Genomic DNA, 25,009 nt, shown 5'->3' with positions numbered 1-25,009 from the left:
CAAATTTAGGAGGAGTTATGGAAAATAAATTAATTCTTATGTATGTGAAAGATGGTGTTGTTTATCCAGTTGCATTATCAGATGAACAAGAGAAAATATTTCAAATGACAGCAAGTCTATTTTCGCCAATTAAAGTCATAGAGAACTATCCATTAGGCAAGGTGATTAATTTGGCAGAAATGAAAAATAGCCACTGCTGCAACAGTGGCTAAAAGTTAACACCGATTCAATTAATCTTATACTCATTATACCCTAAATAATCCCTAATGAACACAGGAAACATATGTACGATTTGTAAGGAGTGAAAGCGTTGGGCATTTATCGAGTCAGCAAAGACAACAATTTCGTGGTCATGAATAAAACAGCTTTGCAAGATGAGCGCCTAAGTTGGAAAGCGAAGGGGTTACTAGCTTATATGCTGTCAATGCCAGACAATTGGAGATTCTATAGAGAAGAACTAGCGACACATGCCAAAGATGGTGTCGATTCAGTAAAGAGCGCCTTAAAAGAGCTTGGGGAACGCGGATATCTCAAGCGAGTAAGGAAAAATGATGAGAACGGAAAAATCTATTGGGAAACAATTGTATATGAAATACCACAGGAGGATTCACCACCGGTGGAAAAACCACCAATGGTTCAACCACAGGTGGGAAAACCACCGGTGGAAAAACCATCGGTGGAAAATCCACTACTACTAAATAATAAAGAACTAAATAATAAAGAACTAAAGAAAGAAGAAGAAGCAAATGCCTACTTATTCTATCAACAAAACATCGGAATGATTTCGCCATTTCAGTGGCAACAGCTTTATGGATTTGTTGAACATGACGGAATGGAGGAAGCGGTTTTAATCGAGGCGATGAAACAAGCTCTTTTGCAAAATAAGTTGAGTGTTAAATACATTACAGCCATTCTTAACGATTGGAAAAAGAGCAACATCAAAACGGTAGGACAAGCTCAAGCAAAGATACTTGATTTTGAGCAAAGGAAATCACAAACCCCTAACTACCCAAAAGAGGTGAAATCGGATGACAGGCATGGAAGAGGCAATGGAGCAAATGATGACCGACTTGGGTGCGTCCGACTCTACAAGTAAGCGACCTATCTTTTGCGAAAAATGCGGTAAGGAACGTGACCAGGTGCTAGTGAAACACCCATTCAAAGATACCAAGTGGTGGGCGCCAGTCGTTTGCGAATGTGTCGAGCGAGAAATGGCAGAGGACAAGCGTCGCCAAGAAGCTTATTACAAGAAACGGAAAATTGAACGAGCGTTAAAGAACAGTAGCAGCCTAGAGGATATAAAAAGTATGACATTTGAAAATTACAAAGCAAGACCTGGAACCGAAAGAGCGGTTGAAGAAGTAAAAGACGCCGTTAGGAATTTCGAGGAACGCGGCAAGTTGGGCATTTTCATTTTCGGAGAAACAGGAAACGGCAAGAGCCATATCACAAGCGCTGGAGGAAATGAGTTGATTGCAAAAGGGTACTCAGTTATCTTCCTGACCGAAAAAGACTTACTCAGCCGGTTTGCTTCAACGAAAAACTTCAACAATAACGAGTCATTTCATGAAATCATGGACGCTTGCATCAAAACAGACTTGCTCATCTGGGATGACTTCTTAAGTAGTCAAAAACTAACTAACGAAGAAAAAGACTGGATATTCCAAATTATCAACGGCAGAGAACGCGCGAATAGACCGATTTGGGCAACTTCGAACTTAACACCGCAGGAATTTGAGGACGACCGCACCGCTTACAAACTTGATGACAAAGGACGTACATGGTGGAGATTAATCGGCAACATGAATCCGATTTACAACAGAGCTACGAACTATCGAAAAGCAAAAGCGATGGCAAGAGCGCTCGGGATGACGGTTGAGGAGTACGAGTCAAAAGGGTTGATGGTATGAGCGTCGCATGGTGGGTAGATTTAGACTTTATCTGGTCTAAGGAAGTGGAAGTCTCATGGCTATACAGTTAAATAATTACGCTGATGACTATTATATACCGCTAGAGGATCTCGATTGGCGATGGACTAAGCAAGAGGTTGAAGCTTTCCGCCACATGTGGAATACAGGCTATTCACCCGAAAAAATAGCGAAATATTTAAACAGAGAAGATCCTGACGAAGTAATCGTAATTGCGCTATGTCAGCTTAGAAAAGGCGCTATCGAGAAACGCCCTGGTGGGATGAAAGGAACAATCGAGTGATTGGGGGTGTATCGGTGAAAAGGATTGATGTGATAAAGCAAATTAACATCATAAAAGACACGTACTGTGAACAGTGCCCTTTCCAAACATACGAGAACCCAGCGGATTGTGCAAGGTGCAAACATTACGCTGAATTAAACCGATGCGGGGCAATGTTAACGAAAATATCGAAGGAAAGAAGGAGAAAGAAGTCGCCTAACAACAAGCGAGGTCAAGAATTAAGTAAGCGAGACTATACAAAGCTTAAGAAATTGAAATGTACTGATAAAGAGATCGCGAGTATGTACGGGATCGGAATGACAAAGTTTATGCAGAAAAAATATTCATGGGGCATTGCGAAGAAGAAAGGTGGCGAGTGAGGATGAAAGACTTGGGAAGCGGTGTACTGGTGTCAATTGAAGATGCTGTGCAACAAAATATCGGTTTAATCAAAAAAACAGCTAGTAAATATGCGAAGAGTTCAAGGTTTTACGGTTTTGATTTTGATGATTTGTTTAGCTATGCGTCAATCGGATTATTAAAAGCTTACAACAATTTCGATGCGAGTAGGGGAGTGAAATTTTCGACATATGCTGTCGAAATGATGAAATGTGAAATAAAGAAAGCTTTTAGAGAGTGGAATATCGGACCAAAGACGATTCGAAGATTAAAAGAATGCGGATTGAAAATATCAAAAGCTGACGATTGGGAATCAAAGAGTGCTGAACAGCTAGCGGAAGAACTAAAGGAAAGTGTTAAAACCGTGTCGGAATCCCTAGTTTACTTGCGACAATGTCGGCCTGCATCGATGCAAGGGGCGGCGATATCAAGTGATGATGGCGATGTTAATTTAGAGGACACGATCGGGAAAGAATTTGACGTCAGTGTTCTTTTCGTTAGTGAGTTTATAGACAGTTTGACCGAAAGAGAGCGAGTAGTGTTACAAAAAAGATTGAATGGTTATACACAAGGGGAAATTGGAAAGGTTGTTGGCGTTAGCCAGTCTCGTGTAGGGAAGATCCTTAACAACGATATTACCGAGAAAATAAAAGAATACATGGCGGTTTAAGGAAGGTGGTGCTGTGATGAAAAAGACAAGCGAAATGACAAAAGCAGATTGGTTAGCTGAGCAGAAGCGGATTATCAGAGAGGAAGCGAGAGACGAGAAGAAGGATACCTTGAGAGAATGAAATAGGTAATTAGAGATACTTCGGCAATCGAAAATATCACTGGTGTGAAGAAGTAACTTTTGAAGGGGTGAGCTAATGCGTTTAGACCTTGAACCTATCAGAAGCGTAGCAAAGCCTAAACATAAGCGGAAATCGAGAAAGAGAGCCGACAGAGGTAAGTTCACGGACCCAATAAGAAAGAAAATAAAAGAACACTTTCAGCACACTTGCCAAGAATGTGGAGGCAGAGGGCATCATTGTCACCATGTAAAGCCAAAAGGAAGCGGTGTAGGTCGAGGGGTTTTCACGAACGGATTATTGCTCTGTAAAAGGTGTCACGATGCGATACACAATGAATTAGACCAAACGAGATTGAAGTATTGGCAAAATGTATTCAAAGAACAATATGGGATTCATTATTTTCGAGACAAAGAAGATTTAGAAAGGATTTCGTGGGAAAGGAGGAAACGAGTTGAGGATTTGTACGATGAATAATTGCGATAATCCTAATTATGTCGGTGGTCTTTGTAATGCTCATTATCTCAGGAAGCGCAGGCATGGAGATGCAAACATTAAAAAGAAAAAATATAATGAACCGCTTAATTTTGAGATTAATGAAAATGGTTGTTTTGAAGTTACTTCTCATAGAACAGGAACGCACGGTTATCCTCAAGTCAGGCACAAAGGAGTGGCTTCTCCTGCTCATCGGAAGGTATTTGAAGAAATGTTCGAGGAAATACCAAAAGGTTTAATGGTTCGCCATAAGTGCGATAATCGTTTGTGTATCAATCCTGAGCATTTAGAACTAGGGACACTGAAAGATAATATGAGAGATAAAGTTGAAAGAGGTCGACAATCTAAAGGTCAAGATGTTGGATCATCAAAATTGAAAGAATTCCAAGTTATGCAGATAAAAAGCGCATTATCGCAAGGGATTAGTGTAAGGAAATTAGCAGCGGAGTATAAAGTTGGTGTTAGTACGATTTACGATATTTACTACGGTCGAACATGGAGACATCTGGAACAAGAAGCACTTGAAAGAGCGATATCAGAATGACGCGATGGGTAACGATTAGACCGTATCTCGACATAGACAAGGAGCTGCTAACAAGAATCGTCATTCATCCAGAAGGCGTAAACAAGCAAGAGATAAGAGCAGAATACGGCGAGTACATGCAGGAACGAAATGTGCTAATAAAAAGAGGGGATAGGTACGAGTTTAAGGAGTAGGAGACAAAATAGGCGTATTAAATTAAAGGAGGAATTTGTGATGTTAGAACCAAGATTTTGCTATCGTATTTCAGCCAAAGCGGGTATGGCGCATGATGGAAAGGGTAATGACGCTTCTTGTTTTACGCAAATGAATTTTGAAGGTGGGAAAGCATTGAGTGAAGATGATTACAACTCACTTCATGAAAAGTTAAAAATCTCATTATCTAATCAATTAGATTTACCAGTCGAGTATTTAGAGTGTATCAGTCAACAAGAATATGATGAAAATCACGATGACGATTGACGCATATCCCGATAATCAAACCAAACAACCTGTACTCACATAAAACCTAATCATAAAAAAGCACACAAGATACCACATTACACTATATAAAAAATCGAATGCCTGTTCAAGAGAATGGGCGTTCGTAGGAGGTAACTATGAGTCTACACATACAAAACGGAGCTGGGTATGCAGATGTATACAAAGGCATGAACATAGTAGCGAGGATATGGGATGACGGGAACGGTGGTCATCTGGTGAAGGTATATGCAGATGGTTATGATACGACAGTTTCGAGCACGCAAGACGCGCTCAAAATGATCGCTGGAAGATTGGAGGATGAATAGATGCTTAATAGGGTGACACTTACTGGACGGTTAGGCAAGGATTGCGAACTTAGATATTCTCCTCAAGGGGTAGCAATCGGTAATTTTAATTTAGCAGTAACGCGACAGTACAACCGAGAGGAAACAGACTGGATTCAAGTGGTCTGCTTCAAGAAAACGGCTGAAAATACGGCTAGCTTTACGAAAAAGGGTTCGATGGTGGCGATAGACGGAAGGATTCAAACAAGGAACTACCAGAATAGCGAGGGAAAGACTGTCTATGTGACGGAAGTAATAGCCGACTCTGTGATTTTCTTAGAAAGCAAGGGTTCAAGTCAAGGTAACTCCGAAAATAGCAACAGAGGGCAACAGGGAGGGTATAACAACGATCCGTTTGCTAATGATGGAAAATCAGTTGATATAAGCGATGATGATCTTCCGTTTTGATGAGTAAAAGACACATGAGGTGAACCTATGGACCGCAAACAAGCAAGAAAAGAGCTACAAGACATCCTCTCTCAAAATAGCGTGAGGGTGTCTAGGCTCAAACGAGTGATAGAAGCTATCGGAATAGAGCAGCTTATCAAACAGAATGTGGAGCAGGCGAAGAAGATACAACGGCAGACGGAGCGGTTGAAACAATTAGAGCAAAGGGAGATTAGATGAATCTTATAAAATTATTCGAAATGCAACGTGTGCTTGATGGACGGATCATAAAGGAAAAGGGGTTAGAGGGGCGAGACCTTCTTCCTCAGAAAATACTAGCTTTGCAAGTGGAGCTTGGAGAATTGGCAAATGAGTGGAGAGGGTTTAAGTTTTGGAGTGAGGATCAGAAACCTAGAACAAGAGAATATCTAACAGAATACACAGAACAAGATTCGATATTAGGTCCTGGAGCGATATGGAGAAATCCTCTCCTAGAAGAATACGTGGATTGCTTACACTTCATTTTGTCGATTGGGTTGGAGTTAGGATGTGAAAATACGCTAGTTGGAACGGCTGATTTTTTCGATAATGTCACAGAGGCGTTTAACTCTGTTTTTACACAAGTACAAACGGTCGCAAATACGCCAGCTTTCAGCAGTGTGGTTAAGAGGGGACGCTACTCAATTTTATTTGATTACTTTTTAACCCTAGGTGTAATGCTCGGCTTCACATGGGAACAAATCGAACAAGAGTATTTGCGGAAAAATCAGATAAATCACGATCGTCAAAATAACGGATATTAGGGGTGGCGAGCGATGAGATGTAATGATTGCATGCAGTACACCGTGCAATGTCCTTGTTGTAGTGAAAGTTTTTGTCCGGGATGTGGAATAACGGAAGAAGAGTTGGAAAGTAACGAAGATGAATGAATGGGATGAGCAGATTAGAAAGTTGAAGCAGAAACAGGAGCAGAGCAAACAAACAGAGGTTACATACAACAAGACAGGTCGCTGCTCCTGTGGGTGCGGAAGGTTTGGACATGAAATGAGAAATGGAGATTTGATACGGATATGCCACGATTGCAAAGCGGAGAAAGAATTTTAAGGGGGATGAGTATATGAATAAAACACTAGCAATTATTGGTGGGGTAATGCTGGCTATTTTGATAACAGGAGTGTCTGGGTTAATCGGTTACGCAGTTGGCTATATTTTTGATTTGATTTTTGGTGGGGTTAATACGATGTTGATTGCTTATGTATTTGCAGGGGTGGGTTTATTATCGTGGTTAACATATGTGATTATCTTGGCTGCTGGTTTTATGTATGCGAAGAAGAAGGCTGATGAATTTGACGAGGAATTCGACCGTAAGTGGAAAGGGTTTCGTTAATGGGGAAAGTCAAGATACCAAGTAAGAGAACAACCTATTACGGGATAACATTCGACTCGGCAGCGGAAGCAGAATTTTATCTTATGCTGCGAGCTGATAAGACAGTGAAAGAGATAGAGTGCCAACCGCAATATACACTACTAGATCCTTTCGAGGTTGCTTGTATAGCTTGTGCAGGTCAAGGCAAAGCGGTGTCGGAAAAGACAGGTAGGCTCATAAAATGCAGACGTTGTAATGGATCGGGCAAGAAAGGCAGACAACCTTGGACGTACAAGCCTGACTTCAAAGTGACATATCATGATGGACGAATAGAGGTCATTGATGTCAAAGGCGGATTTGTAAACGAGAACTTCAGACTAGTTAAGAAGATGTTTGAATACACCACTGGACAAGAGTTGGTCGTGTGGAAGAAAACAAAAAAAGGCTGGAAGAAGGGATGATTTCATGAAATGTATTTATCTAAACGGAATTGAACTATCAAAAGAGGCGGCAATTATTTATGAATCCACAATCAATAAATACGTTGAAGTGGCAAAGGAATTGGGGAGAGCGTTAATTTCTTGGGTGAAGGAAAAATGGGAAAAAGTTAAAGAGTGTGTCATGAGGTTTTACCAAAGATACCAGGTCATTAAGCGTAATTACTTTGTCAAAAGAAGAAGTACTACAAGAAAAATAGATCATCAAGTAATAGACAAGCGCCCGTTTCGGATACTAGCTAGGAGTAATTGTTGAGGGGTGAGCGAATGAAAATACCACTAGGTCACAAGATTGCACATCGATTAGGAATTTGTCGTCTATCTCTCTGTATAAAATACGAATGTTGGAACAGGAGAGAAATGAAAAGGTGGCGGTGGTGAGTAAATGACTCAACCGAGAAGAACAATCGAATTGACACAGATAACTAGCGAAATGTACGAGATTACAAAGCGCATGGATAAAGCGAGCAAAGAGATATTCCGTCTTGCTGAAAAGAAAGCCGATACGGAATTGGAATATAGACGAGAGCTAGGAAAGGCAATTGTCCGTTTAAGGAGTGAGGGTGTACAAGCCACTCTCATTCCAGATATGGCAAGAGCAGAGGTAGCTGAACTTAAGCATGCAAGGGATATGGCGTTAGAGCTTCACAGGAGTGGATTGGCTTCGCTTGATGTGATTCAGGCACAAGGCAATATATTGCAAAGCATTAGTAAATACCAATCAGAAGTGTAGGGGTGATGTTATGAATTTTCACGAAGAATTGATGAAATTCACAACAGGATTATTTGTTATAGCTTTAATAGCGCTAATACCTTATGCAGCCTACCAGGAAGAAGGGTGGATCGGAGTTGTTGCTGTTTTTGGCATGTACATCGTATTGGTGGCGTCATGGTTAATAGGTAGGCTCATCTGGTCTTTGTGGGAAAAAAGATAAAGGAGAGGGAGCGCATGAAAGTGTTCAAGCTATACGTAAATAAAGCGATGCATAAAATGTATTCTCTCAATGAGCAAGGATTTACCGAGTGTCAAAAGGAGTTAGACAAGCTGACAGAAGAAGGTGTTGAGAAGCGTGACGTATACGTGATAATTGACCAAATTTGAGAGGGGTGGGGCATATGGAAAAGAGGGATTTGTCGGATGTGAAGATGGACTTGAATGCAGTAGGTGGCAACCTGCTGTTGTTCAGCCCGTTCTTATTCGTTTGCAACGTATGTCATACACACAACTGGTTCCACGGCAGCGGAGAACAGTTAAAATCGTTCATTCGCAACATGAAAAGGACAGGATACGCCAATTGCCCGAGATGCTACCACACAAAGAAAATCGACTACACTTGGAAGAAAATGTTAGAACAACAGGGATTTGAGTGGAGGGGATAGGATGACAGCACTAAGAAAAGCGACATTCAAACATGTGGAAGCGGAATTGTACGCATATCCCGATACAAAAAAAGAGATTAAAAGGCTAAGAGAGCAAATCATGAATGATACTGAAATAGATGAAAATGTGGGGATGGGGAGCAATAGCGTAAGAGTGGCTTCTCGCCCTACTGAACAAATCGCCACTCGCTTAACAACCAACAAGACCTTGCGTAATTTAGAAGAGATTTCAGACGCAATAGAGAGCGTGTACGAGCAGTTAGAGGAATCGCAAAAGAAACTCATACGGTTGCGGTACTGGAATGGGCGTAGAGGGTTTAGCTGGGAAAGGATCGCACTTGAGTGCAACATTAGCGAAAGAACGGTGTATAACTACCGAAATATGATTATTGATGCTATCGCTGAAAGGGTAGGTTGGAGATAAGACGAATGATGTTCATTAAGAAAGGGTGAAAAAATGAACGAACATGAAAAAAGAAGGATTAGGAGACTGTGGACTTTGTTTTTTTGGAGACACCCATTTACAAAATTCGTTGAGTGGACTTTAAAGAAAGTGATAAGGAATTAAGAAACTGATTTATAGCACGATCGTTATTTGCAGTAAATTTGCAGTTTTGGGGGGTAAAACCCTGTTACTATGATAGTAGGTGAAAAAGTTAGTATGTAATCTCCTGAGTGGTCCATTTTTTATGCTAAACCACGATGAAAGGAGATGGTATTCGCTTCAACCCAATCGTCAAAATAAAAGACGGTTGTATCCTAGGTGGTTGCGGGGCGAAAACAATTTAAAAAACACTTGTCGCAAAAAGTGAGAGCTTATAATTGCGGCAGGTGTTTTTATTATGCCTCTATCGTCTAACGGATAAGACAACGGGTTTCTATTCCGTCAATGTGGGTTCGATTCCTGCTAGGGGCTTTAAAACAAACATAGGAGAATGAACATGAAAAACAAATGTAAAGGGTGTGTATGGGGTACGAAGATAAACGATAAGAAGATATTGTGTATGTTTCCTAGGTGCATAAAAAATAGCCAGGTTCCCCAAACCTGACTATTATATAAAATAGAAAAAGCGCATAACTAAATGGTACAGGCGATAAATCTGAATTGCAAGATAATTTTGCAGGGATTTCCTCTTTTTTTGCCGAATTTGTGGGTAGAAGGGAGATGATGATGATGGTGGAAAACACGGATCAAATTTTAACTAGATTAGTGGTCAGAGTGATTGAGTTAGAGGCGAGAGAAAAAGCGTTATTAAAGATTTTGGTTGAAAAAGAAGTTGTCGACCATGATGTTTTTTCAAAAGAAATAAGTGATCACTTTGAAAGTGTACAAAAAGATTCGATGATGGATCTTTTAGGTGTGAGTGAAGAAGAGTATAAAGAATTAGAGCGAAGAAATGAAATCGGGTAATTAAAACAGCATCCTTCGGGGTGCTTTTATTTATTGTCAACAAGGCGCAATCGAATAGTGTAGAGTCGCAATCTTGCTGTTTGTGTCTTGTGGAGAGTAAATAAAACAGTGTAGGAGGTAGGTGCTATGTAATGAATTGGGAAGAGATAAGAAAAGAATACGAGACAACCACCATCACATTAAAGGCACTTGCTGAGAAACATGATATAAAGTTAGGTACTCTTAAAAGCAGAAAGAGTCGTGAAGGATGGGAGAGGGATGCACCTAAAAAGGATGCAACCAAACCAAAGAAGGTTGCAACCAATCAACAGAGGGATGCAACCCCTCAGCCGATTATAGAGAATGATGATTTAAACGACAGACAAAAGATGTTCTGTCTTTATTACATCAAGTATTATAATGCGACCAAAGCATATCAAAAGGCTTACGGATGCGCTTATAGTACAGCGATGGTTGAAGGTCATAGAAGTCTAAGAAATCCTAAGATATCCGAAGAAATCGAACGTCTGAAAGCTGAACAGCAATCAGGCGTTTTTTTAGATGCTCAAGCTGTCCTACAGAAGTACATTGATATTGCTTTTGCGGATATAACGGACTTTGCTACTTTTGGTAAGAAAGAGGTCATTGTCGATTATGAGGATACAGAGGATGGTAGGAAGCCTATTAAAGAATTTTACAATTATGTAGATTTTAAAGAGTCATCCGAAATTGACGGTACCGTTGTTACTGAGGTCAAACAAGGCAAAGATGGCATATCCGTCAAACTCGCAGACAAGATGAAAGCTCTTGAAATGTTGACGAAATACTTCGACCTTCTATCTGAGAATGATAAGAAAAAGCTGCAAGAAGAAAAGCTTAAGGCAGAAACAGACTTCGCTAAAGCGAGAGCGGAATTAATAAAAGGTGCCAAAAAAGATACTTCTTTACTTGAAGCTCTTATCGATGTGGTGAAAGAAAATGATTAACTTCTCTCCTAAGCAGAAACAAGTCATACAAGCTCCTTTTGATGTGACATTGGAAGTTAACGAGGGCACGCCACGTTCTTCTAAGACGACAGCAGGAGTATTTAAGTATGCTCGCTATCTTGCTGCCACGCCAGATGAAAACCATTTAGTTGTCGCCTATAACCAAGAGCAAGCCTTTCGGCTATTTATGGAATGTGACGGATTTGGACTTATTCATATATTTGGAGACTTGGCCAAGATTAAGCATGATGAGAATGGCGACCATTTAGAATTGCACACGCCCAACGGAGTGAAAAAGGTGTATTACAAAGGTGGAGGGAAAGCGGACAGTAAGAAAGCGATAACTGGTATGTCGTTAGGTTCTGTAGCCTTTTGTGAGATAGACCTATTGCACATGGATATGATTCAAGAGTGCTTCCGGCGGACGTTTGCTGCTAAGATGCGTTACCACTTGGCAGACCTTAATCCTCCTGCCCCTAATCATCCAGTGATAAAAGAGGTATTCGAGGTTCAAAAGACACGTTGGGTGCATTGGACCATTGACGATAACCCAATTATCACAGAAGAACGAAAACAGGAGATATACGAAACGCTGAAAAAGAACCCTTACTTGTTGCAACGTGATTGGTATGGCAAGCGTGTTATCCCAAGTGGTGTGATTTACAGCATGTTTGACATGAAAAAGAACATCAAACAGAAGCTTGAAGGCAGAAAGATAGAAATGTACTTCTCTGGTGACGGTGGTCAGAGCGATGCTACTAGCGTTAGTTGCAACATCGTCACGAGGCATAAAGGGAAGAAGAGGCAATATGATTACAAACTAAATAGGGTTGCTCATTATTACCATAGTGGTTCCGACACGGGTCAAGTAAAAGCAATGAGTACCTACGCTAAAGAAATCAAGACTTTCATTCTATGGTGCCAAGAGAAATTTGATATGGTTCGCTCAGAAGTGTTTATCGATCCGGCCTGTAAGTCATTACGAGAAGAGTTGCATATGTTGGGAATCATAACGAGTCCAGCTGATAATAACTCGAAGGATATAAAGGGATCTTCAAAGGGGATTGAGGTAGGGATTGAGCGAATGCAGAGCGCTATTACAAACGAACAATTATTGCTACTGGAAACAGAGGAATACGACCACTACAACTTTATCAAAGAGATAGGGATGTACTGTCGAGATGACAATGGCAAGCCTGTAGATGAGAATAATCATGCGATGGATGAGGCGAGATATGCCAACAATTATTTCTATAGAAAATATGTGCTGTAAGAGTGACGGATTTCAGTATTACGTTAATCACAATTTGTAAAAGTTAGAACTTAAATTTTAGGGGGTTGTTAAAGTGCCAAAATATCGAAAGAAACCAGTGGTTATTGAAGCTGTTCAATTCACAGGCAAAAACGAAGAAGAAATAGAGCGTTTTGTCGATAAACCATTAGATAAATTAAAAGTGATGGGAGAACGCGAGACGGTGGCTTTATTTATAGAGACGCTCGAAGGTGAAATGACAGCCAATGTAGGGGATTACATTATCAAGGGTATAAATGGGGAGTTTTATCCATGTAAACCAGATATCTTTGAGAAAACATATGAAGTTGTCAAAGAATAGGCGGTGATGACATGTTCCACAAAATTAAAGGCTTCTTTAAGGGGGTGATGCAGAGAATGGGACTCGTAAAAAATATTAAGAGCTTATCGCAGCTAAAACAGATTCCAATGGACGATGAATATTACAAGCACATTGACAAATGGAAAGCACTCTACCAAGGCTATTTTAGCGATTGGCATGATTTGAAATACAATACAATCAACGGCACGAAGAAACGTCGTATGGGTACGTTAGGGATGCCGAAAGTGGTAGCGCAAGAGATGGCTTCGCTCATATTTAATGAGCGGTGTGAGATCAATATATCTGACGAGGAATTATCAAAAAATATTAAGAATGTGTTTGATCAAAATAAATTCGTCAAACGATTCCAGGATTACCTTGAGTTTCAGTTTGCGCTTGGTGGAATGGTCATCAAGCCATATTTTAGCGATGGGAAGCTTAAGCTTTCTTACGTGACTGCTGATTGCTTCATTCCGGTTAGCTGGGATAACCAAGGCATCCATGAAGCGGTATTCCCTAACGAGATCCGCAAAGGGAAGAAAAAGTACACTCACCTTGAATGGCATCTGTGGGAAGGTAAGGAATATGTCATTAAAAACGAGTTATTCGTAAGCGACAACAACAGTGATCTAGGAAAAAAGGTTCCGCTCTCTGAACTTTATCCAGACTTAGAAAAAGAGGTAAAAATAAAGGCTTTCAAGCGTGCTAATTTCGTTTACTTTCGACCAAACATTGCTAATAACATTGACATGCATAGTCCTCTTGGTATTTCTCTCTTTGCCAACGCACTAGATACACTTAAATCTCTCGATATTGCGTTTGATAGTTATCAGAGGGAGTTCAGGCTAGGAAAAAGGCGAATTATCGTTCCGGCTTCTGCTGTGAAGATGGTAGTGGATGAGGACGGGAACATGAACCGTTATTTTGATGCTGATGATGAAGTGTATCAAGCGATGGGTACTGGTAGTATGGATGAAATGAAAATTCATGACAACACCGTTGAGTTACGGGTAGAAGAACATATTGCTGCGATTAATTCTTATCTTAATTTACTCGCTACTCAAACGGGGTTCAGCACAGGGGCTTTTACTTTCGACGGAAAGAGTATGAAAACCGCCACCGAGGTTGTTAGTGAGAATAGCAAGACGTTCAAATCGAAGCAATCTCACGAAAACATAATTGAAGCTGGGTTAACCGAGTTAATTGACTGCATCATCCAAACTGCTGAATTGTATGAAGTGTTCGAGCGACCGAAAGAGGGTTGGGAGGTAACAGTCACATTTGATGACTCAATAGCCGAGGATCAGACAGCCGAGATTAATAAACAAGTACAGCTCGTATCTAACAAGCTCACATCAAAGAAAAGGGCAATCATGAAAATACATGGATTATCAGAGCAAGAAGCTGAACAGTTGATGAAAGAGATTGCGGCCGAGAATCAAACAGCGACAGCGGAGACAATAGACTTTTTTGGCATGAACCGAGTTGATGCATAATGAATCCTGAGCGTAACCAAAGGGTAGCACAGCCGATTACGGACATTTATTTGAGAATTGAAGATGAAATCCTGACTAACATAGGGAAAAAACTTAGAAGAGACAGGGAGCTGCTGATCGATGGTGATTTTGAATCGTGGCAGCTTATTAAGTTATCGCAGTTGAATAAGTTAACTCAAGAAAATCTAATTACGATTGCAAGGTATAGCGGCTTGGCGATCGATGAAATATCTGAACTTCTCGAGAAAGAAGGCTATAGGAGCATAGCCGAAACGGATAGATCGTTAGATGACGCTGTTAGGTCCGGTCATGTGATTAGACCACCGGCAGGCGATTCTCCTGTAATTAGAAACATCCTTGATGTTTACCAAAATCAAGCGAGACAATCTTTTAATCTCATTAATTCGACCATGCTACAACAGTCAGAAACAGCGTATGTGGGCATTTTAAACGAAGCGAATGCTTTAGTGATTACAGGGGTTAAAACGCCGCAACAAGCCGTTAGAGAGGTTGCTAGTAAGTGGGCGAATAAAGGGATCCCTGCTTTAGTAGACAGAGCAGGGAAAGAGTGGTCGACAGAAGCTTATGTGAATATGGTCATTCGAACAACATCTAACAACGTAGCAAATGAAATGCAGTTCGCAAGGATGGATGATTATGAGATTGATCTAGTTGAAGTATCCAGCCATATCGGAGCTAGACCAAGATGCGCACCGTTTCAAGGGCGGATATTCAGTAGGAGTGGCACTAGTGACAAGTACCCCCCTTTGTCGGAAACAAGCTATGGCGAGTTAGCTGGATTGAGGGGGATCAATTGCGGACATGTTTTTTACCCGTTTGTCGAAGGTGTATCGATACCACGTCCTCATGATTTCACGAAAGAAGAAAATGACACGGCCTATAAAGAATCGCAGAAACAGCGTTATTTGGAACGTCAGATACGATATGCCAAGCGTGAATTAAACATGATGAGCGCAATGGGTGATGAAGAAGGCGTTGCGATGGCTAAAAGCAAGGTTAGGGAACGACAAGCTAATATACGTGAGTTTATAAGTGAGACTGGTAGAACAAGAAGAAGTAATCGTGAGCAGTTAGCGATAAATAATCCAAATGTTGGAGGAGGAAATAGGTTATGACATTCAAAGAATTATTTCCAACGTTCATAGCTGGAACGCCAATCAAACGAAAGGTTTGGCGAGGGTATTGGGTTTATAAATATGGAAAAATCGAAATCCACGCAAAAACGGGTGAGGTAATCGACTTTCAAGATACAAAGGACATTCTTTTTACCGTGAGTGGCATTCTTGAAGATGATTGGGAAGTTGCTACAAATGAAAATTGCGATATTGAAGTTAAAGGGTGATTTAGATGAATTTCGAACAAGCATTAGAAAATTTAAAGCAAGGTTGTAAATTAGGTAGAACTGGTTGGAATGGAAAAGGTATGTTTGTTGTTTTCCAAAAAGGATATCCTCAGGGGATCCCTTGTAATAAGCAGACAGCAGAAGCGTGGGGAATGAAAGAAGGGGAATTGTTTAAGTGTGAGCCGTATTTGCAAATTAAAACAGCACAGGGGTCTCATGCTATGTGGGTTCCGTCAATAAATGATGTACTAGCAGAAGATTGGGAAGTCGTTGAATAACGGTTATTTTTTGTGCCTTTTATTCGGCAAGGCGTTAAAGAAACGAAAGGACAAATACCCTTATGGGAGGTTAAAAACGATGGAAAAATATATGAAGGTTAATCAACCGACCTCAAAGGTTGAAGGTGAGAAGTTTTTTATTCCTATGAAGCTACGACATTTTAGCGAACCGACAGAAGGACAGGGCGACCAGCAAGCCGACAACCAAACTGGGGGAGATACACAACAACAAGAGAAAACAGACGTTCAATCGGGTACTGGTGACCAGCAATCACAAGAGGGAAAGACATTTACTCAAGAAGATGTCAATAATCTCATTGCTAAAGAAACTCGCAAGCAGCAAGAAAAACTGCTAAAGCAACTCGGTGTTGAGAATTTCGAAAATGCCAAGGAAGGGATGGAAAAGTTCAAGGAATGGCAAGAGTCGCAAAAGACCGAACAACAAAAGCAAGCAGAGCGGTTACAAGAGTTAGAAACTAACTATTCTACGATAAGCGAAGAGAATACTGATTTGAAGGCACAAATTAGTGCTATGAAATCGGGGGTTCTCGCTGAATCAGTAGAGGACGTTGTGACACTAGCTAAAACAATGGTTAGTGACGACATGGATATGGATGCTGCCATTGCAAAAGTCGTGGAAAAGTATCCGCACTTCGCACAGCAACAACAAGAAGAACAGGAAGAGAAGCCGTCATTTTCAAAAGGCCAGCACCAAAAGAAACAAGAGACGCAAGTGGAACAATGGTTAAACGCATTTAAATAAAAATTAACAGGAGTGATTTGATATGCCACCAGTAAACTATGCTGAAATGTACCAACAAGCACTACAACAAAAATTTTCTCAAGGGTTAGCGTTTAGTGCGCTTTATGCTTCACCAAACAACGCTAACATCCGATGGACGAGCGCAAAGACGATTCAGATTCCTAATATCACAACAGGCGGTTTTGTAGATGTCGATCGTGATGTGATGGGGAACTACACACGCCGAGTGGATAATCAATGGATCCCGAAAACGCTTGAACATGATCGTGAGTTCAAAACACTTGTCGATCCGCAAGACGTTGATGAAACAAACATGGCGCTTACGATCGCTAACATTACAAGAGTGTTTAATGATGAACACAAGATTCCTGAGATGGATAAATACATTGCATCAAAGTTATTCGCAGAGTACACAGCTTACGGAGAGGCAGTGAATACTGAGGTTGTAACAGAAGCTACAGCTTTAGCGATTTTTGACGACATGATGGAGGAAATGGACGAAGCAGAAGTACCGCAGGAAGGTCGTATTTTATATGTGACGCCTGCTGTCAAAAAAGTATTAAAGAATGCTGAAAAGATTCAACGTACTTTAGAAGTGAAAGGCGAAGCGTCGGCTATCAATCGAAATGTGCGTTCGCTTGACGAGGTGACACTCGAGACGGTTCCTTCTAGCCGCATGAAAACTCTTTATAACTTTACTGACGGTGCGGTTCCTGACCCAGCTGCACGACAAATTAATATGATTTTAATTCATCCAATTGCAGTCATTACTCCGCAAAAATATGAGTTTGTTTCTTTAGATGAACCTAGTGCTACCACGGGCGGAAAACACTTGTACTACGAGCGGAAATATTGGGATGCATTCTTAATTGAGCAAAAGGTAAAGGGTGTAAAGTTTAACGTAGAACCTGAACCAGCACCAGCGGGATAAATAACTTAGGAGGGCTTCGGCTCTCCTTTTAACACAAAGGAGCGATATCATGCCAAAAGTAAAAAAGGGTAATCGTATTTTAAACGTTGATAAAGACCGTGTTGAATCATATCTTAAGCAAGGGTATGACGAGATTGACGAGTCGGGAAAAGTGGTAAAACACGCAACAGGTGGAAAAAGCGTACCTGTAGGCGAGTATAACAAGCTGTTAGAAAAGTTAGCTGAGTTTGAATCTGCTAATACGGAAGAGTTAAAAAACGAAATTGCAGATTTAAAAGCAGAAGTTAAGAAACTGAAAGCAGAGAATACAAAACTGTTAAACGAGAACAAAGCGCAGCAAGAAGCAAAAAAGTAAGGGGATGATTTAATTGCCTTACATTACAGCTGAGTATTACAAGTACGAATATATGGGCGTAGAGGTTAGCGAGAACGACCTGACACGTTTTATTCAGCGTGCTTCTGATGTGATCGACCAAGTAACAAATTATGCTATTGACGATTTTGAGAACCTGCATCCATTTGTACAAGGGCAAGTCATGAAAGCTACCGCTGCGCAAGTTGAGTTTTACCAACTCAATGGCGGTACGGATATATCCGTCACGGGCGATGATGCGACTGGTGTAGCAATCGGTAAGTTTTCTTATGGAGGCGGTAACAGACCGGCTGGTAATGCTAATACAACGATAGCTGCTAATCTAGTTGACTACCTATTGCCGACTGGTCTTTTGTATAGTGGGATCGGAGTGGTTGATAGTGCGTATTAAGCCTATTCCGAGAAGGTTCCTCATTCACTCAATCGAATATGAAGAATTTGTGAGAGATGGCTCGTTTGGTGAAGAATTTGCACCGAGTGAAACCATCTCTTTTGTATTGGTTCAGCCTAAATCAGAGTTAAAACGAGACTCGAATGGTGAAGAGGTTCAGGTGCAGGGGGTTATCTTCCTAGACGCGGTTAATACACCGAAATTTAAACGGTTGAGAGAAAAGTCGAAGGTGAAATTCAACGGCAATGATTATCGCATTGTCGCTTGTGATGCGCTTTATGCGTTTAAGTCTAATACGCCACACCATTACGAGGTGGACATTCGATGACAAGACAAAGAGTGAGAGTAACAATAGATACGAAGAACATTGCACCGAAACTTAAGAAGGCATCTGAAAGGGCTAGATTTTTAGTATCGCAACAAGTCTTAAAGGATAGCAACCGTTTTGTACCGTTCGACACTGGTAACTTAAGAGATAGCAGCATCCGAGCCTCGAATTTTGATGAAGGTCAAATTGCGTGGGATACCCCCTATGCCCGTAAGCTGTATTTCGGGGTGAGAATGAATTTTTCAAGGGATAGTAATCCAAGTGCAGGACCTTTGTGGTACGAGAGGGCACGCGCAGCTCACTTGCAGGGGTGGATAAACGTCGCTAAACAGGCGGTGAATAATCAATTATGACGAAAAGGTTTTAACGCTGAACCGATAATCAGCGTCTTTATTTCAAATACATTATTAGGATAGGGAGGGAAGTTAATTGTTGGTCAAGCAAAAGTTATCTCAAGATAGGGTGAAAAAAATTTCACTTAACATGGATGGCGATAAACCTTGTTGCTTCGGAAAGATAGAAATAAATGGTCTGACAATGGGAGAGGGCATTATATCAGTGGAATTTAATCTAGTAGCAACTGAACGTCCAGAAATCATTGTTGAATATAGCCCTTACGGAATAACAACCGAAGTGAGTGACGCGTTAGGTCTAGAGAAAAAAGATCGTGAAAAAGGTGAATAATCAATTATGACGATGGACTTTTTAGAAAGGCTAGTTCTTGATGTGTTAGATAAGCAAGGATACTACGCTAGGGTTGTATCGCCGACGCTTGTAAGTGGTAACAGTATCGCCGTTACGGTCATGCCTGCAAGAGATCACCGTCACTATTACGACGGGTCAAAGGATCAAGGTTTCGCCTTTCAAGTGATGACGAAGCACGAGAATCAGCTAGAAGCTTACCAAACACTATTGCGAATCACTAGCCTGTTAAGCGGGATTAACGACATACCAAGCAATAATGGCAGTTATGACTTTTGCGGAATTACGATAACAACCGATCCTAATGTAGTTGGGCAAGATGAGAGGTATTACATTTATGGCGCTCAGTTTAGCGCGGAGTTATATATTAAAGGAGTGGTAAACAATGGCTAAAGTAAAAAATGCTTTAACAAGTTACTTTGTGGCCCCAATCCCAACAACAGGGGAACCTGAGTATTTGGAACTCGCAAAATGGATTACAAGTGTGACAGACGATTCTGACGAAAACTCAGAGGAAACAGGATACTATGATGGGGATGGAAACCCTACCACAGAAGTTATCTCACGGTCTGAAAGATATTCGTTTGAAGGTGTGTACGATGATGAAGATCCTGCAATGAAGTTTATAAAGGGGTTAAAAAGAGAAGTTGGAGAAAGTCGAAAAATCATGTTTAAAATCGTAGAACCGAACGGAACGGAGATAAAAGGTCCGGCGACAGTGACGGTTCCTATCACAAGCGGTGGAGAAGCGACAGAGTTCCCAGCCTTTAGCTGCACTATCTCGTTTGACCGCAAACCTGATGTGATAACTGTACCCTAATGCGCCCCAAAATCTAACAGTTAGTTCAGTGACAGATACATCGGTTTCGTTGGTCTGGGATGCAGTTACTGTTAGTGGGGCGACTATCGAATATGAAATTTATCGAGATGGGCAGAGTGTGGGTATGACCGGAAGTGAAATGTTTACCGATGTAGGCTTAATGGCGGGTACATCATATGATTATTATGTTATTGCTGTTTCGAGTGCAGGAAAACAATCACAACCGTCTGATGTCGTAACCGCAATCACAAATGAGGTTTAGAGAGTCTTACCAGGCTCTCTTTTTAAAACATTTACTAGGAGTGAGGATATATGGCGATTAAAATTCAAACGGAAAAAACGGTCATACCTGTGGAAATCGGTGAATTAAATTTTGAATTTAATGTATCGGACGAAGCAATCAAGAACTTACGTAAAAACGCCAAGATAGTACAAGAAGAGTTCGTAAATATAAACGATGCAGTCGATGAAGAAAAATCAGAGAAAGCGGCAAAAACAGTGCTTCAAAAAGGGTTTGACCTTCTTCTTGGTGAGGGGGCGTTTGAAAAAATTTATGCACAAACTCCTTCAATTATTTATTTGATGAAATATTTTATTCAGTTATCTGAAGGAATCGATAAAGAGTTAAAAACTCTAGGTATCGATGCGTCTCAAAAGGAGAAAGTGAAAAAATATTTAAATAAGAAATAGGTGGTAAGGATGTTTACCCTTTCTTATCCGCTAGAAAATCAGATAGAAATCGATGGAGTAACCTATCAAGTCGACATGAGTTTTGACAATATATTGCGTTTTTATGAGTTGTCAACCGATGAGGAAATTGACAAAGTCACACAAATTGAAGTTGGGCTACAAATGCTAATTAACGTAGATTTAGACTGTGACATAAGAAAGAAATCAGAGATATTAAAGCAAATTTACGAAAAGTTGATTACGAGTGGCGTAAAGGAAGAACCGGCCGTTGATATAAAGGGTAATCCAGTACCTGTTGAAAAAAAAGAAGCGCCGTATTCTTTGGTTGAGGATGCTGAATATGTGTATGCATCTTTTATGCAAGACTATGGAATTGATTTATTTGAGCAACAAGGCAAATTGGATTGGCGTAAGTTTCTAGCGTTACTGGATGGCTTGCGCGGCGATACACGCTTCAAAGAAGTCGTTGAGATACGTACAATGGAACTACCGAGCGGTAAGGGTAGTGAAAAACAACGACAGAAATTACTTAAGTTGAAGGAAGCTTACAAACTAAAAAACAAAAAATAGGAAACTTTTACCTATGTTTATTGAAATGTTTAGGTTTTCCTCTATAATTAACCGTATAGAAGATAAAGGGCGGTGATGTTATGGGGATTATGGATTTATTTAAGTCTAAAGGGTTTGTTATTACAGTAACAAATGGACAGATCGGCAATAAGAAAGAGTCGTCATATGCAATTGAATTCACTAACGATAAAGGAATAGTTAAAGTTAAGAAGAGAAACTATTATTTCCTTGGTTTTTCAGAAAAAACTTTATCCGAAATGAGCGCAGCCAAAACACTGTCTGGTGCGGCAATCGGAACTTTTTTCGCCCCTGGGATTGGAACATTAATTGGAGGGGCGATAGGTGCAAAGAAGAAAAAGAAAACAACCTACACTATGGCTTTTATGGATGTTGAAAGTAAAGAAAAATTCATGGTTGAGGCAAACCTTTTTGCGGCATCAGAAGCAGATTTGAAGAAACTTGAAGCTCATCCTATAGCAAAAGAGGCTACTCTAAACGAAGAAAAGCCGACTGTATCAAAAGTGGATGAGATTAGAGAGTTCAAGAAATTATTGGATGAAGGGATTATCACTCAAGATGAATTCGATAAGAAGAAAGCGGAATTGTTAGGTTAATGAAATACGAAAGTTAAGGTCGTTCCTATAGGGGCGGCTTTTTTGTTGCCTTAAAAGGCGGTGGATATATGAAAGAATTTCGATGTAAAAAATGCAATAGATTATTAGGAAAAGTTAAGGGCATTGCCGAGATTAAATGCCCTAAATGCGCAACGGTCAATACAGTAAAAGACCGTTAGAGAGCCATCGAGCCCCTGTGCGAATGAAACGACTTGCATGGGGGTGAATTGTGCAAAATGGCAGACGGAAGAGTAGTTATTGATGTCATGCTTGAAGATGGTTCGGTAGCCAAAGGCGTTGCTGATTTAGACAAGCAGCTAGGTGGTCTTGGCAAGAGTGGGGAACAGGCTTCGCTAGGGCTAGGGAAAATAGTTACAGCTCTAGGGCTTGTCGCACTAGGAGCAAAAGCTATTGGCATGGTTAAAAACTCCATCTCATCTGCGTTTGGTCGTATCGACACAATGGAATCCTTTGAGCGTGTTATGACTGTTATCACAGGTAGCACAGAGGAAACGAACAGAGCATTACAACGAACGGGTGACATTGTGACAGGAACAGGGTACGGATTGGATGTCGCCGCTAAAGCAGTACAAAACTTCGTAACAAGGGGAATAGATGTCGATAAAGCTACAGACCGAATTGAAGCTTGGGGGGATGCTGTAGCTTTCTATGGTGATGGTTCAAATGAACAGTTTGCAAATGTAACGGATGCACTAGCCAAAATGTCGACAACGGGTAGAGTCCACATGGATCAGTTAAACAGGCTGTTCGATGTGGGGATTGATGCGGTTGGAATGTACGCAAAAGCGACTGGTCGGGATGCGGAATCCGTTCAGAAAGATTTATCAGCAGGAAGAATTACCGCCGAAGAGTTTATCGATACGGTAACCGAAGCAATGATGGAAGGTACAAACGGAGTTGTGAAGATTGCAGGTGCAGCTAAAGAAGCAGGGGCTTCTTGGGGAGCTTCATTTGATAACATGCAGGCAGCTGTTACTCGTGGTGTCGTAAACATCATCCAAAAGATTGATGAAATGTTAACGTCAAACGGACTGCCGACTATGCGTGATATGATTGCAGAAAACGGTAGATTATTCGAGAGAGTCCTGAATTCAATCGCTGATAACATTCCTGCTGTAGTAGAAAGAATCAAGTCTATTTATAACGCACTCGAACCATGGCTTCCTTTAATAAAGGCTGTTGCCGCTGGTGTAGGAGCGGCAATACTTGCATTTGCCGGTCTTAATTCAGCAAAAAACATTGTGGAAAATTTAACCCAATCTTTCGCAGTTTTAAATAAAGTTTTAAAAATGAATCCATGGGTATTAGTGGTTGCCGCTGCAGTAGCTGCTGTTGTTCTTATCTATCAAAATTGGGAACCGATCAGCGGGTTCTTCATCAACCTGTGGAACTCAATTAAAGAAATTACATTGACGGTGTGGGAATCTATTAAAGGGGTCTGGCAAGCCACAGCGCAATGGTTCACCGATTTATGGGCAGCTACAGTTGAGTTTTTCACATCTATATGGTCCGGGATTGTGGATTTTTTCTCTTCCTTGTGGCAATCGATTGTTAAAATTGCAACGAGCGTTTGGGATGTTGTTGTTGAAAGATGGAATGAAGTCGTAACTCATGTAAAAACAATTTTTAGTCCGCTTATCGATTTTTACGTGACGATGTGGGAGACGATCTCCAACAATGCTAAGCAGTATTGGAATAACATCAAAAGTATGTTCGATACAGTATGGAATAACATTCGAATTGCAGCTAAGGCAGCGTGGGAATTGATCAAGAATGTGATCTTGGGTCCTATCCTTTTATTAATCAACCTTGCAACGGGCGACATGGAGAGTTTTAGAGAAAACCTTCGTGCAATATGGGGTAACATCAAAAATGCTGCCTCAACGATTTGGAACGCCTTAAAAGACTCTGTTGTTACGGTTGTGAAAACTCTCATTAGCAATGTAAGGCTTGCGTGGGATACATTCAAAGTTTACATTTCAGGGTTATGGACAGCCCTTTTGAGAACAGCAACAAACATCTTTGAGAATATCAGAGCTTCAGTTCGAGAAAAAACAAATCAAGCAAAGTCGACGCTGCAATCGATATGGAACTCTGTAAAATCCTTTTTTACTGAAACTTTAACAAGGATGTGGAACACCGTTCAGCAAAAGTTTCAAGATATCGTAAACGCAGTTAAACAAAAGATGAATGAAGCCAAGCGAAACGTAATCGAAGGTTGGAATGCTGCTATGGAGTTTCTGCGCGGCATTGACCTTGTGCAGATAGGGAAAGACATCATACAAGGGCTGATTAACGGAATTAAAGGGAAGATAGAGGACGTAAGACAAGCAATCACAGATGTTACCGATGCAATTACAGGGAGAATCAAGAGCATCCTGCAGATCGCCTCTCCGTCCAAACTCATGAAGCAATTTGGTAATTGGGTTGGCGAGGGTCTAGCGATCGGTATGAATGATACAGTCACAACGGTGAAGAAGTCGTCTGATAAACTAGCCGCTGCGGCCGTTCCTGATCTTAGACAAGAAATAAAGGCGACCGAGTCGCAACTAAGAGAATTGAACAGAGTCATTACCGATGAAAATAATAAAACATCACGTGACCGCTTGAATGCAGTTCAAAATTTCATCGATAACAAAAAGAGATTAGAATTAATCTCGACACAAGATGAAATCGCCTATTGGCAAGAAGCAGTTCGACAATTTAAAAGCGGAACAGAAGAAAGACGAGTCGCTGCGCTCGCATTACGGGATGCGAAGCGCAACATTGATCAGCAGATGTTCAACAGTGAAAAAGCGTGGATTGAAGAGAAGAAGAAGTTGAACGAACTC

Annotated in this window: 44 protein-coding genes and 1 tRNA gene; all 45 read left to right on the top strand. The window is 40.8% G+C overall.

Annotation, left to right across the window (positions count from 1 at the left end):
- Positions 1–17: 17 nt before the first annotated feature.
- Positions 18–212 carry a hypothetical protein gene (locus tag BLT_RS0114705; protein WP_017728535.1) on the top strand — a complete coding sequence of 65 codons (195 nt, stop codon included), beginning with the start codon at positions 18–20 and terminating at the stop codon, positions 210–212.
- 98 nt (positions 213–310) lie between these two features.
- Entirely contained in the window at positions 311–1,096 is a 786-nt protein-coding gene (locus BLT_RS22070; protein WP_017728534.1) for a DnaD domain protein, read from the top strand.
- Complete coding sequence (locus BLT_RS0114695) at positions 1,029–1,910, top strand: ATP-binding protein (RefSeq protein ID WP_236611101.1); 882 nt, start codon at positions 1,029–1,031, stop codon at positions 1,908–1,910. The genes BLT_RS22070 and BLT_RS0114695 overlap by 68 nt, the downstream gene beginning before the upstream one ends.
- Positions 1,911–1,965: 55 nt before the next feature.
- The gene (locus BLT_RS0114690; protein ID WP_017728532.1) at positions 1,966–2,211 is read left to right on the top strand and encodes a hypothetical protein; all 246 of its coding nucleotides are present in this window, start codon (positions 1,966–1,968) and stop codon (positions 2,209–2,211) included.
- A 14-nt stretch (positions 2,212–2,225) separates the two neighbouring features.
- The gene (locus BLT_RS0114685; protein ID WP_017728531.1) at positions 2,226–2,570 is read left to right on the top strand and encodes a zinc-finger domain-containing protein; all 345 of its coding nucleotides are present in this window, start codon (positions 2,226–2,228) and stop codon (positions 2,568–2,570) included.
- Between the two features lie 2 nt (positions 2,571–2,572).
- Entirely contained in the window at positions 2,573–3,259 is a 687-nt protein-coding gene (locus BLT_RS0114680) for a sigma-70 family RNA polymerase sigma factor (RefSeq protein ID WP_017728530.1), read from the top strand.
- A gap of 196 nt (positions 3,260–3,455) precedes the next feature.
- Positions 3,456–3,854 (top strand): HNH endonuclease, encoded by a 399-nt coding sequence (locus BLT_RS24995; protein ID WP_017728528.1) that lies wholly within the window; start codon positions 3,456–3,458, stop codon positions 3,852–3,854.
- Positions 3,832–4,416: an HNH endonuclease gene (locus BLT_RS22745; RefSeq protein WP_236611100.1), complete on the top strand. Its 585-nt coding sequence runs from the start codon at positions 3,832–3,834 to the stop codon at positions 4,414–4,416. Before BLT_RS24995 ends, BLT_RS22745 begins: the two co-directional genes overlap by 23 nt.
- Entirely contained in the window at positions 4,413–4,589 is a 177-nt protein-coding gene (locus BLT_RS24105; RefSeq protein WP_017728526.1) for a hypothetical protein, read from the top strand. The genes BLT_RS22745 and BLT_RS24105 overlap by 4 nt, the downstream gene beginning before the upstream one ends.
- A 40-nt stretch (positions 4,590–4,629) precedes the next feature.
- On the top strand, positions 4,630–4,875 hold the full coding sequence (locus BLT_RS0114650; protein WP_017728525.1) for a hypothetical protein: 246 nt from the start codon (positions 4,630–4,632) through the stop codon (positions 4,873–4,875).
- A gap of 137 nt (positions 4,876–5,012) precedes the next feature.
- Positions 5,013–5,201: a hypothetical protein gene (locus tag BLT_RS0114645; RefSeq protein ID WP_017728524.1), complete on the top strand. Its 189-nt coding sequence runs from the start codon at positions 5,013–5,015 to the stop codon at positions 5,199–5,201.
- A complete protein-coding gene (gene ssb, locus BLT_RS0114640; RefSeq protein WP_017728523.1) occupies positions 5,202–5,627 on the top strand; it encodes a single-stranded DNA-binding protein in 426 nt (141 codons plus the stop codon).
- 27 nt (positions 5,628–5,654) lie between these two features.
- The gene (locus BLT_RS0114635; protein ID WP_017728522.1) at positions 5,655–5,846 is read left to right on the top strand and encodes a hypothetical protein; all 192 of its coding nucleotides are present in this window, start codon (positions 5,655–5,657) and stop codon (positions 5,844–5,846) included.
- The gene (locus BLT_RS0114630; RefSeq protein WP_017728521.1) at positions 5,843–6,409 is read left to right on the top strand and encodes a dUTP diphosphatase; all 567 of its coding nucleotides are present in this window, start codon (positions 5,843–5,845) and stop codon (positions 6,407–6,409) included. The genes BLT_RS0114635 and BLT_RS0114630 overlap by 4 nt, the downstream gene beginning before the upstream one ends.
- Before the next feature lie 314 nt (positions 6,410–6,723).
- Positions 6,724–6,993 carry a hypothetical protein gene (locus BLT_RS0114620; RefSeq protein ID WP_017728520.1) on the top strand — a complete coding sequence of 90 codons (270 nt, stop codon included), beginning with the start codon at positions 6,724–6,726 and terminating at the stop codon, positions 6,991–6,993.
- Positions 6,993–7,433 carry a DUF1064 domain-containing protein gene (locus BLT_RS0114615; RefSeq protein ID WP_017728519.1) on the top strand — a complete coding sequence of 147 codons (441 nt, stop codon included), beginning with the start codon at positions 6,993–6,995 and terminating at the stop codon, positions 7,431–7,433. The genes BLT_RS0114620 and BLT_RS0114615 overlap by 1 nt, the downstream gene beginning before the upstream one ends.
- A gap of 4 nt (positions 7,434–7,437) precedes the next feature.
- Positions 7,438–7,725 carry a hypothetical protein gene (locus BLT_RS24100; protein WP_017728518.1) on the top strand — a complete coding sequence of 96 codons (288 nt, stop codon included), beginning with the start codon at positions 7,438–7,440 and terminating at the stop codon, positions 7,723–7,725.
- 129 nt (positions 7,726–7,854) lie between these two features.
- The gene (locus BLT_RS0114605; protein WP_017728517.1) at positions 7,855–8,202 is read left to right on the top strand and encodes a hypothetical protein; all 348 of its coding nucleotides are present in this window, start codon (positions 7,855–7,857) and stop codon (positions 8,200–8,202) included.
- A 10-nt stretch (positions 8,203–8,212) separates the two neighbouring features.
- Positions 8,213–8,404, top strand: coding sequence for a hypothetical protein (locus BLT_RS0114600; RefSeq protein ID WP_017728516.1), 192 nt, complete (start codon positions 8,213–8,215; stop codon positions 8,402–8,404).
- Between the two features lie 14 nt (positions 8,405–8,418).
- Positions 8,419–8,571 carry a hypothetical protein gene (locus BLT_RS24095; protein WP_017728515.1) on the top strand — a complete coding sequence of 51 codons (153 nt, stop codon included), beginning with the start codon at positions 8,419–8,421 and terminating at the stop codon, positions 8,569–8,571.
- A gap of 279 nt (positions 8,572–8,850) precedes the next feature.
- Positions 8,851–9,273 (top strand): DUF722 domain-containing protein, encoded by a 423-nt coding sequence (locus BLT_RS0114585; RefSeq protein ID WP_017728513.1) that lies wholly within the window; start codon positions 8,851–8,853, stop codon positions 9,271–9,273.
- A gap of 420 nt (positions 9,274–9,693) precedes the next feature.
- A tRNA-Arg gene (locus tag BLT_RS0114580) sits at positions 9,694–9,765 on the top strand.
- Between the two features lie 252 nt (positions 9,766–10,017).
- Positions 10,018–10,260 carry a hypothetical protein gene (locus BLT_RS0114570; RefSeq protein WP_161603252.1) on the top strand — a complete coding sequence of 81 codons (243 nt, stop codon included), beginning with the start codon at positions 10,018–10,020 and terminating at the stop codon, positions 10,258–10,260.
- A gap of 131 nt (positions 10,261–10,391) precedes the next feature.
- Entirely contained in the window at positions 10,392–11,225 is an 834-nt protein-coding gene (locus BLT_RS0114565; protein WP_017728510.1) for a terminase small subunit, read from the top strand.
- Complete coding sequence (locus BLT_RS0114560; RefSeq protein WP_017728509.1) at positions 11,218–12,498, top strand: PBSX family phage terminase large subunit; 1,281 nt, start codon at positions 11,218–11,220, stop codon at positions 12,496–12,498. The genes BLT_RS0114565 and BLT_RS0114560 overlap by 8 nt, the downstream gene beginning before the upstream one ends.
- 73 nt (positions 12,499–12,571) lie before the next feature.
- The gene (locus tag BLT_RS0114555; RefSeq protein ID WP_017728508.1) at positions 12,572–12,838 is read left to right on the top strand and encodes a hypothetical protein; all 267 of its coding nucleotides are present in this window, start codon (positions 12,572–12,574) and stop codon (positions 12,836–12,838) included.
- 11 nt (positions 12,839–12,849) lie between these two features.
- Complete coding sequence (locus BLT_RS0114550; protein WP_017728507.1) at positions 12,850–14,334, top strand: phage portal protein; 1,485 nt, start codon at positions 12,850–12,852, stop codon at positions 14,332–14,334.
- A complete protein-coding gene (locus BLT_RS0114545; RefSeq protein ID WP_017728506.1) occupies positions 14,334–15,470 on the top strand; it encodes a phage minor capsid protein in 1,137 nt (378 codons plus the stop codon). Before BLT_RS0114550 ends, BLT_RS0114545 begins: the two co-directional genes overlap by 1 nt.
- Positions 15,467–15,697, top strand: coding sequence for a hypothetical protein (locus tag BLT_RS0114540; protein ID WP_017728505.1), 231 nt, complete (start codon positions 15,467–15,469; stop codon positions 15,695–15,697). Before BLT_RS0114545 ends, BLT_RS0114540 begins: the two co-directional genes overlap by 4 nt.
- Positions 15,698–15,702: 5 nt before the next feature.
- Positions 15,703–15,975 carry a DUF2829 domain-containing protein gene (locus BLT_RS0114535; RefSeq protein WP_017728504.1) on the top strand — a complete coding sequence of 91 codons (273 nt, stop codon included), beginning with the start codon at positions 15,703–15,705 and terminating at the stop codon, positions 15,973–15,975.
- A 79-nt stretch (positions 15,976–16,054) separates the two neighbouring features.
- A complete protein-coding gene (locus tag BLT_RS0114530; RefSeq protein WP_017728503.1) occupies positions 16,055–16,738 on the top strand; it encodes a hypothetical protein in 684 nt (227 codons plus the stop codon).
- Between the two features lie 22 nt (positions 16,739–16,760).
- Positions 16,761–17,669, top strand: a complete 909-nt coding sequence (locus BLT_RS0114525; protein WP_017728502.1) for a hypothetical protein — start codon at positions 16,761–16,763, stop codon at positions 17,667–17,669.
- A 49-nt stretch (positions 17,670–17,718) separates the two neighbouring features.
- Positions 17,719–18,024, top strand: coding sequence for a hypothetical protein (locus BLT_RS0114520; RefSeq protein ID WP_017728501.1), 306 nt, complete (start codon positions 17,719–17,721; stop codon positions 18,022–18,024).
- Between the two features lie 13 nt (positions 18,025–18,037).
- Positions 18,038–18,433 carry a hypothetical protein gene (locus BLT_RS0114515; RefSeq protein ID WP_017728500.1) on the top strand — a complete coding sequence of 132 codons (396 nt, stop codon included), beginning with the start codon at positions 18,038–18,040 and terminating at the stop codon, positions 18,431–18,433.
- Complete coding sequence (locus BLT_RS0114510) at positions 18,423–18,761, top strand: putative minor capsid protein (RefSeq protein ID WP_017728499.1); 339 nt, start codon at positions 18,423–18,425, stop codon at positions 18,759–18,761. Before BLT_RS0114515 ends, BLT_RS0114510 begins: the two co-directional genes overlap by 11 nt.
- Entirely contained in the window at positions 18,758–19,114 is a 357-nt protein-coding gene (locus BLT_RS0114505) for a minor capsid protein (protein WP_017728498.1), read from the top strand. The genes BLT_RS0114510 and BLT_RS0114505 overlap by 4 nt, the downstream gene beginning before the upstream one ends.
- Positions 19,115–19,190: 76 nt before the next feature.
- Positions 19,191–19,445: a hypothetical protein gene (locus BLT_RS0114500; RefSeq protein WP_017728497.1), complete on the top strand. Its 255-nt coding sequence runs from the start codon at positions 19,191–19,193 to the stop codon at positions 19,443–19,445.
- Positions 19,446–19,451: 6 nt separating this feature from the next.
- The gene (locus BLT_RS0114495) at positions 19,452–19,856 is read left to right on the top strand and encodes a phage tail terminator protein (protein WP_017728496.1); all 405 of its coding nucleotides are present in this window, start codon (positions 19,452–19,454) and stop codon (positions 19,854–19,856) included.
- Complete coding sequence (locus tag BLT_RS0114490; RefSeq protein WP_017728495.1) at positions 19,849–20,283, top strand: phage tail tube protein; 435 nt, start codon at positions 19,849–19,851, stop codon at positions 20,281–20,283. The genes BLT_RS0114495 and BLT_RS0114490 overlap by 8 nt, the downstream gene beginning before the upstream one ends.
- Positions 20,273–20,545, top strand: coding sequence for a fibronectin type III domain-containing protein (locus BLT_RS23265; protein ID WP_081599676.1), 273 nt, complete (start codon positions 20,273–20,275; stop codon positions 20,543–20,545). Before BLT_RS0114490 ends, BLT_RS23265 begins: the two co-directional genes overlap by 11 nt.
- Before the next feature lie 50 nt (positions 20,546–20,595).
- Positions 20,596–20,973: a hypothetical protein gene (locus BLT_RS0114480; protein ID WP_017728493.1), complete on the top strand. Its 378-nt coding sequence runs from the start codon at positions 20,596–20,598 to the stop codon at positions 20,971–20,973.
- 9 nt (positions 20,974–20,982) lie between these two features.
- Complete coding sequence (locus tag BLT_RS0114475; RefSeq protein ID WP_017728492.1) at positions 20,983–21,543, top strand: Gp15 family bacteriophage protein; 561 nt, start codon at positions 20,983–20,985, stop codon at positions 21,541–21,543.
- Between the two features lie 80 nt (positions 21,544–21,623).
- Positions 21,624–22,157: an SHOCT domain-containing protein gene (locus tag BLT_RS24515; RefSeq protein WP_017728491.1), complete on the top strand. Its 534-nt coding sequence runs from the start codon at positions 21,624–21,626 to the stop codon at positions 22,155–22,157.
- Between the two features lie 68 nt (positions 22,158–22,225).
- The gene (locus tag BLT_RS24990) at positions 22,226–22,336 is read left to right on the top strand and encodes a zinc finger domain-containing protein (protein ID WP_081599675.1); all 111 of its coding nucleotides are present in this window, start codon (positions 22,226–22,228) and stop codon (positions 22,334–22,336) included.
- Positions 22,337–22,393: 57 nt separating this feature from the next.
- Positions 22,394–25,009, top strand: a 2,616-nt coding sequence (locus tag BLT_RS0114465; protein WP_017728490.1) for a phage tail protein, incomplete at its 3' end; no start/stop codon positions are given.

The organism is Halalkalibacterium ligniniphilum (assembly GCF_000334155.1).
Taxonomy (GTDB): domain Bacteria; phylum Bacillota; class Bacilli; order Bacillales; family Bacillaceae_D; genus Halalkalibacterium; species Halalkalibacterium ligniniphilum.
The sequence above is the reverse complement of the archived record's forward strand: the minus strand, read 5'-3'. Positions and strand labels throughout refer to the sequence as shown.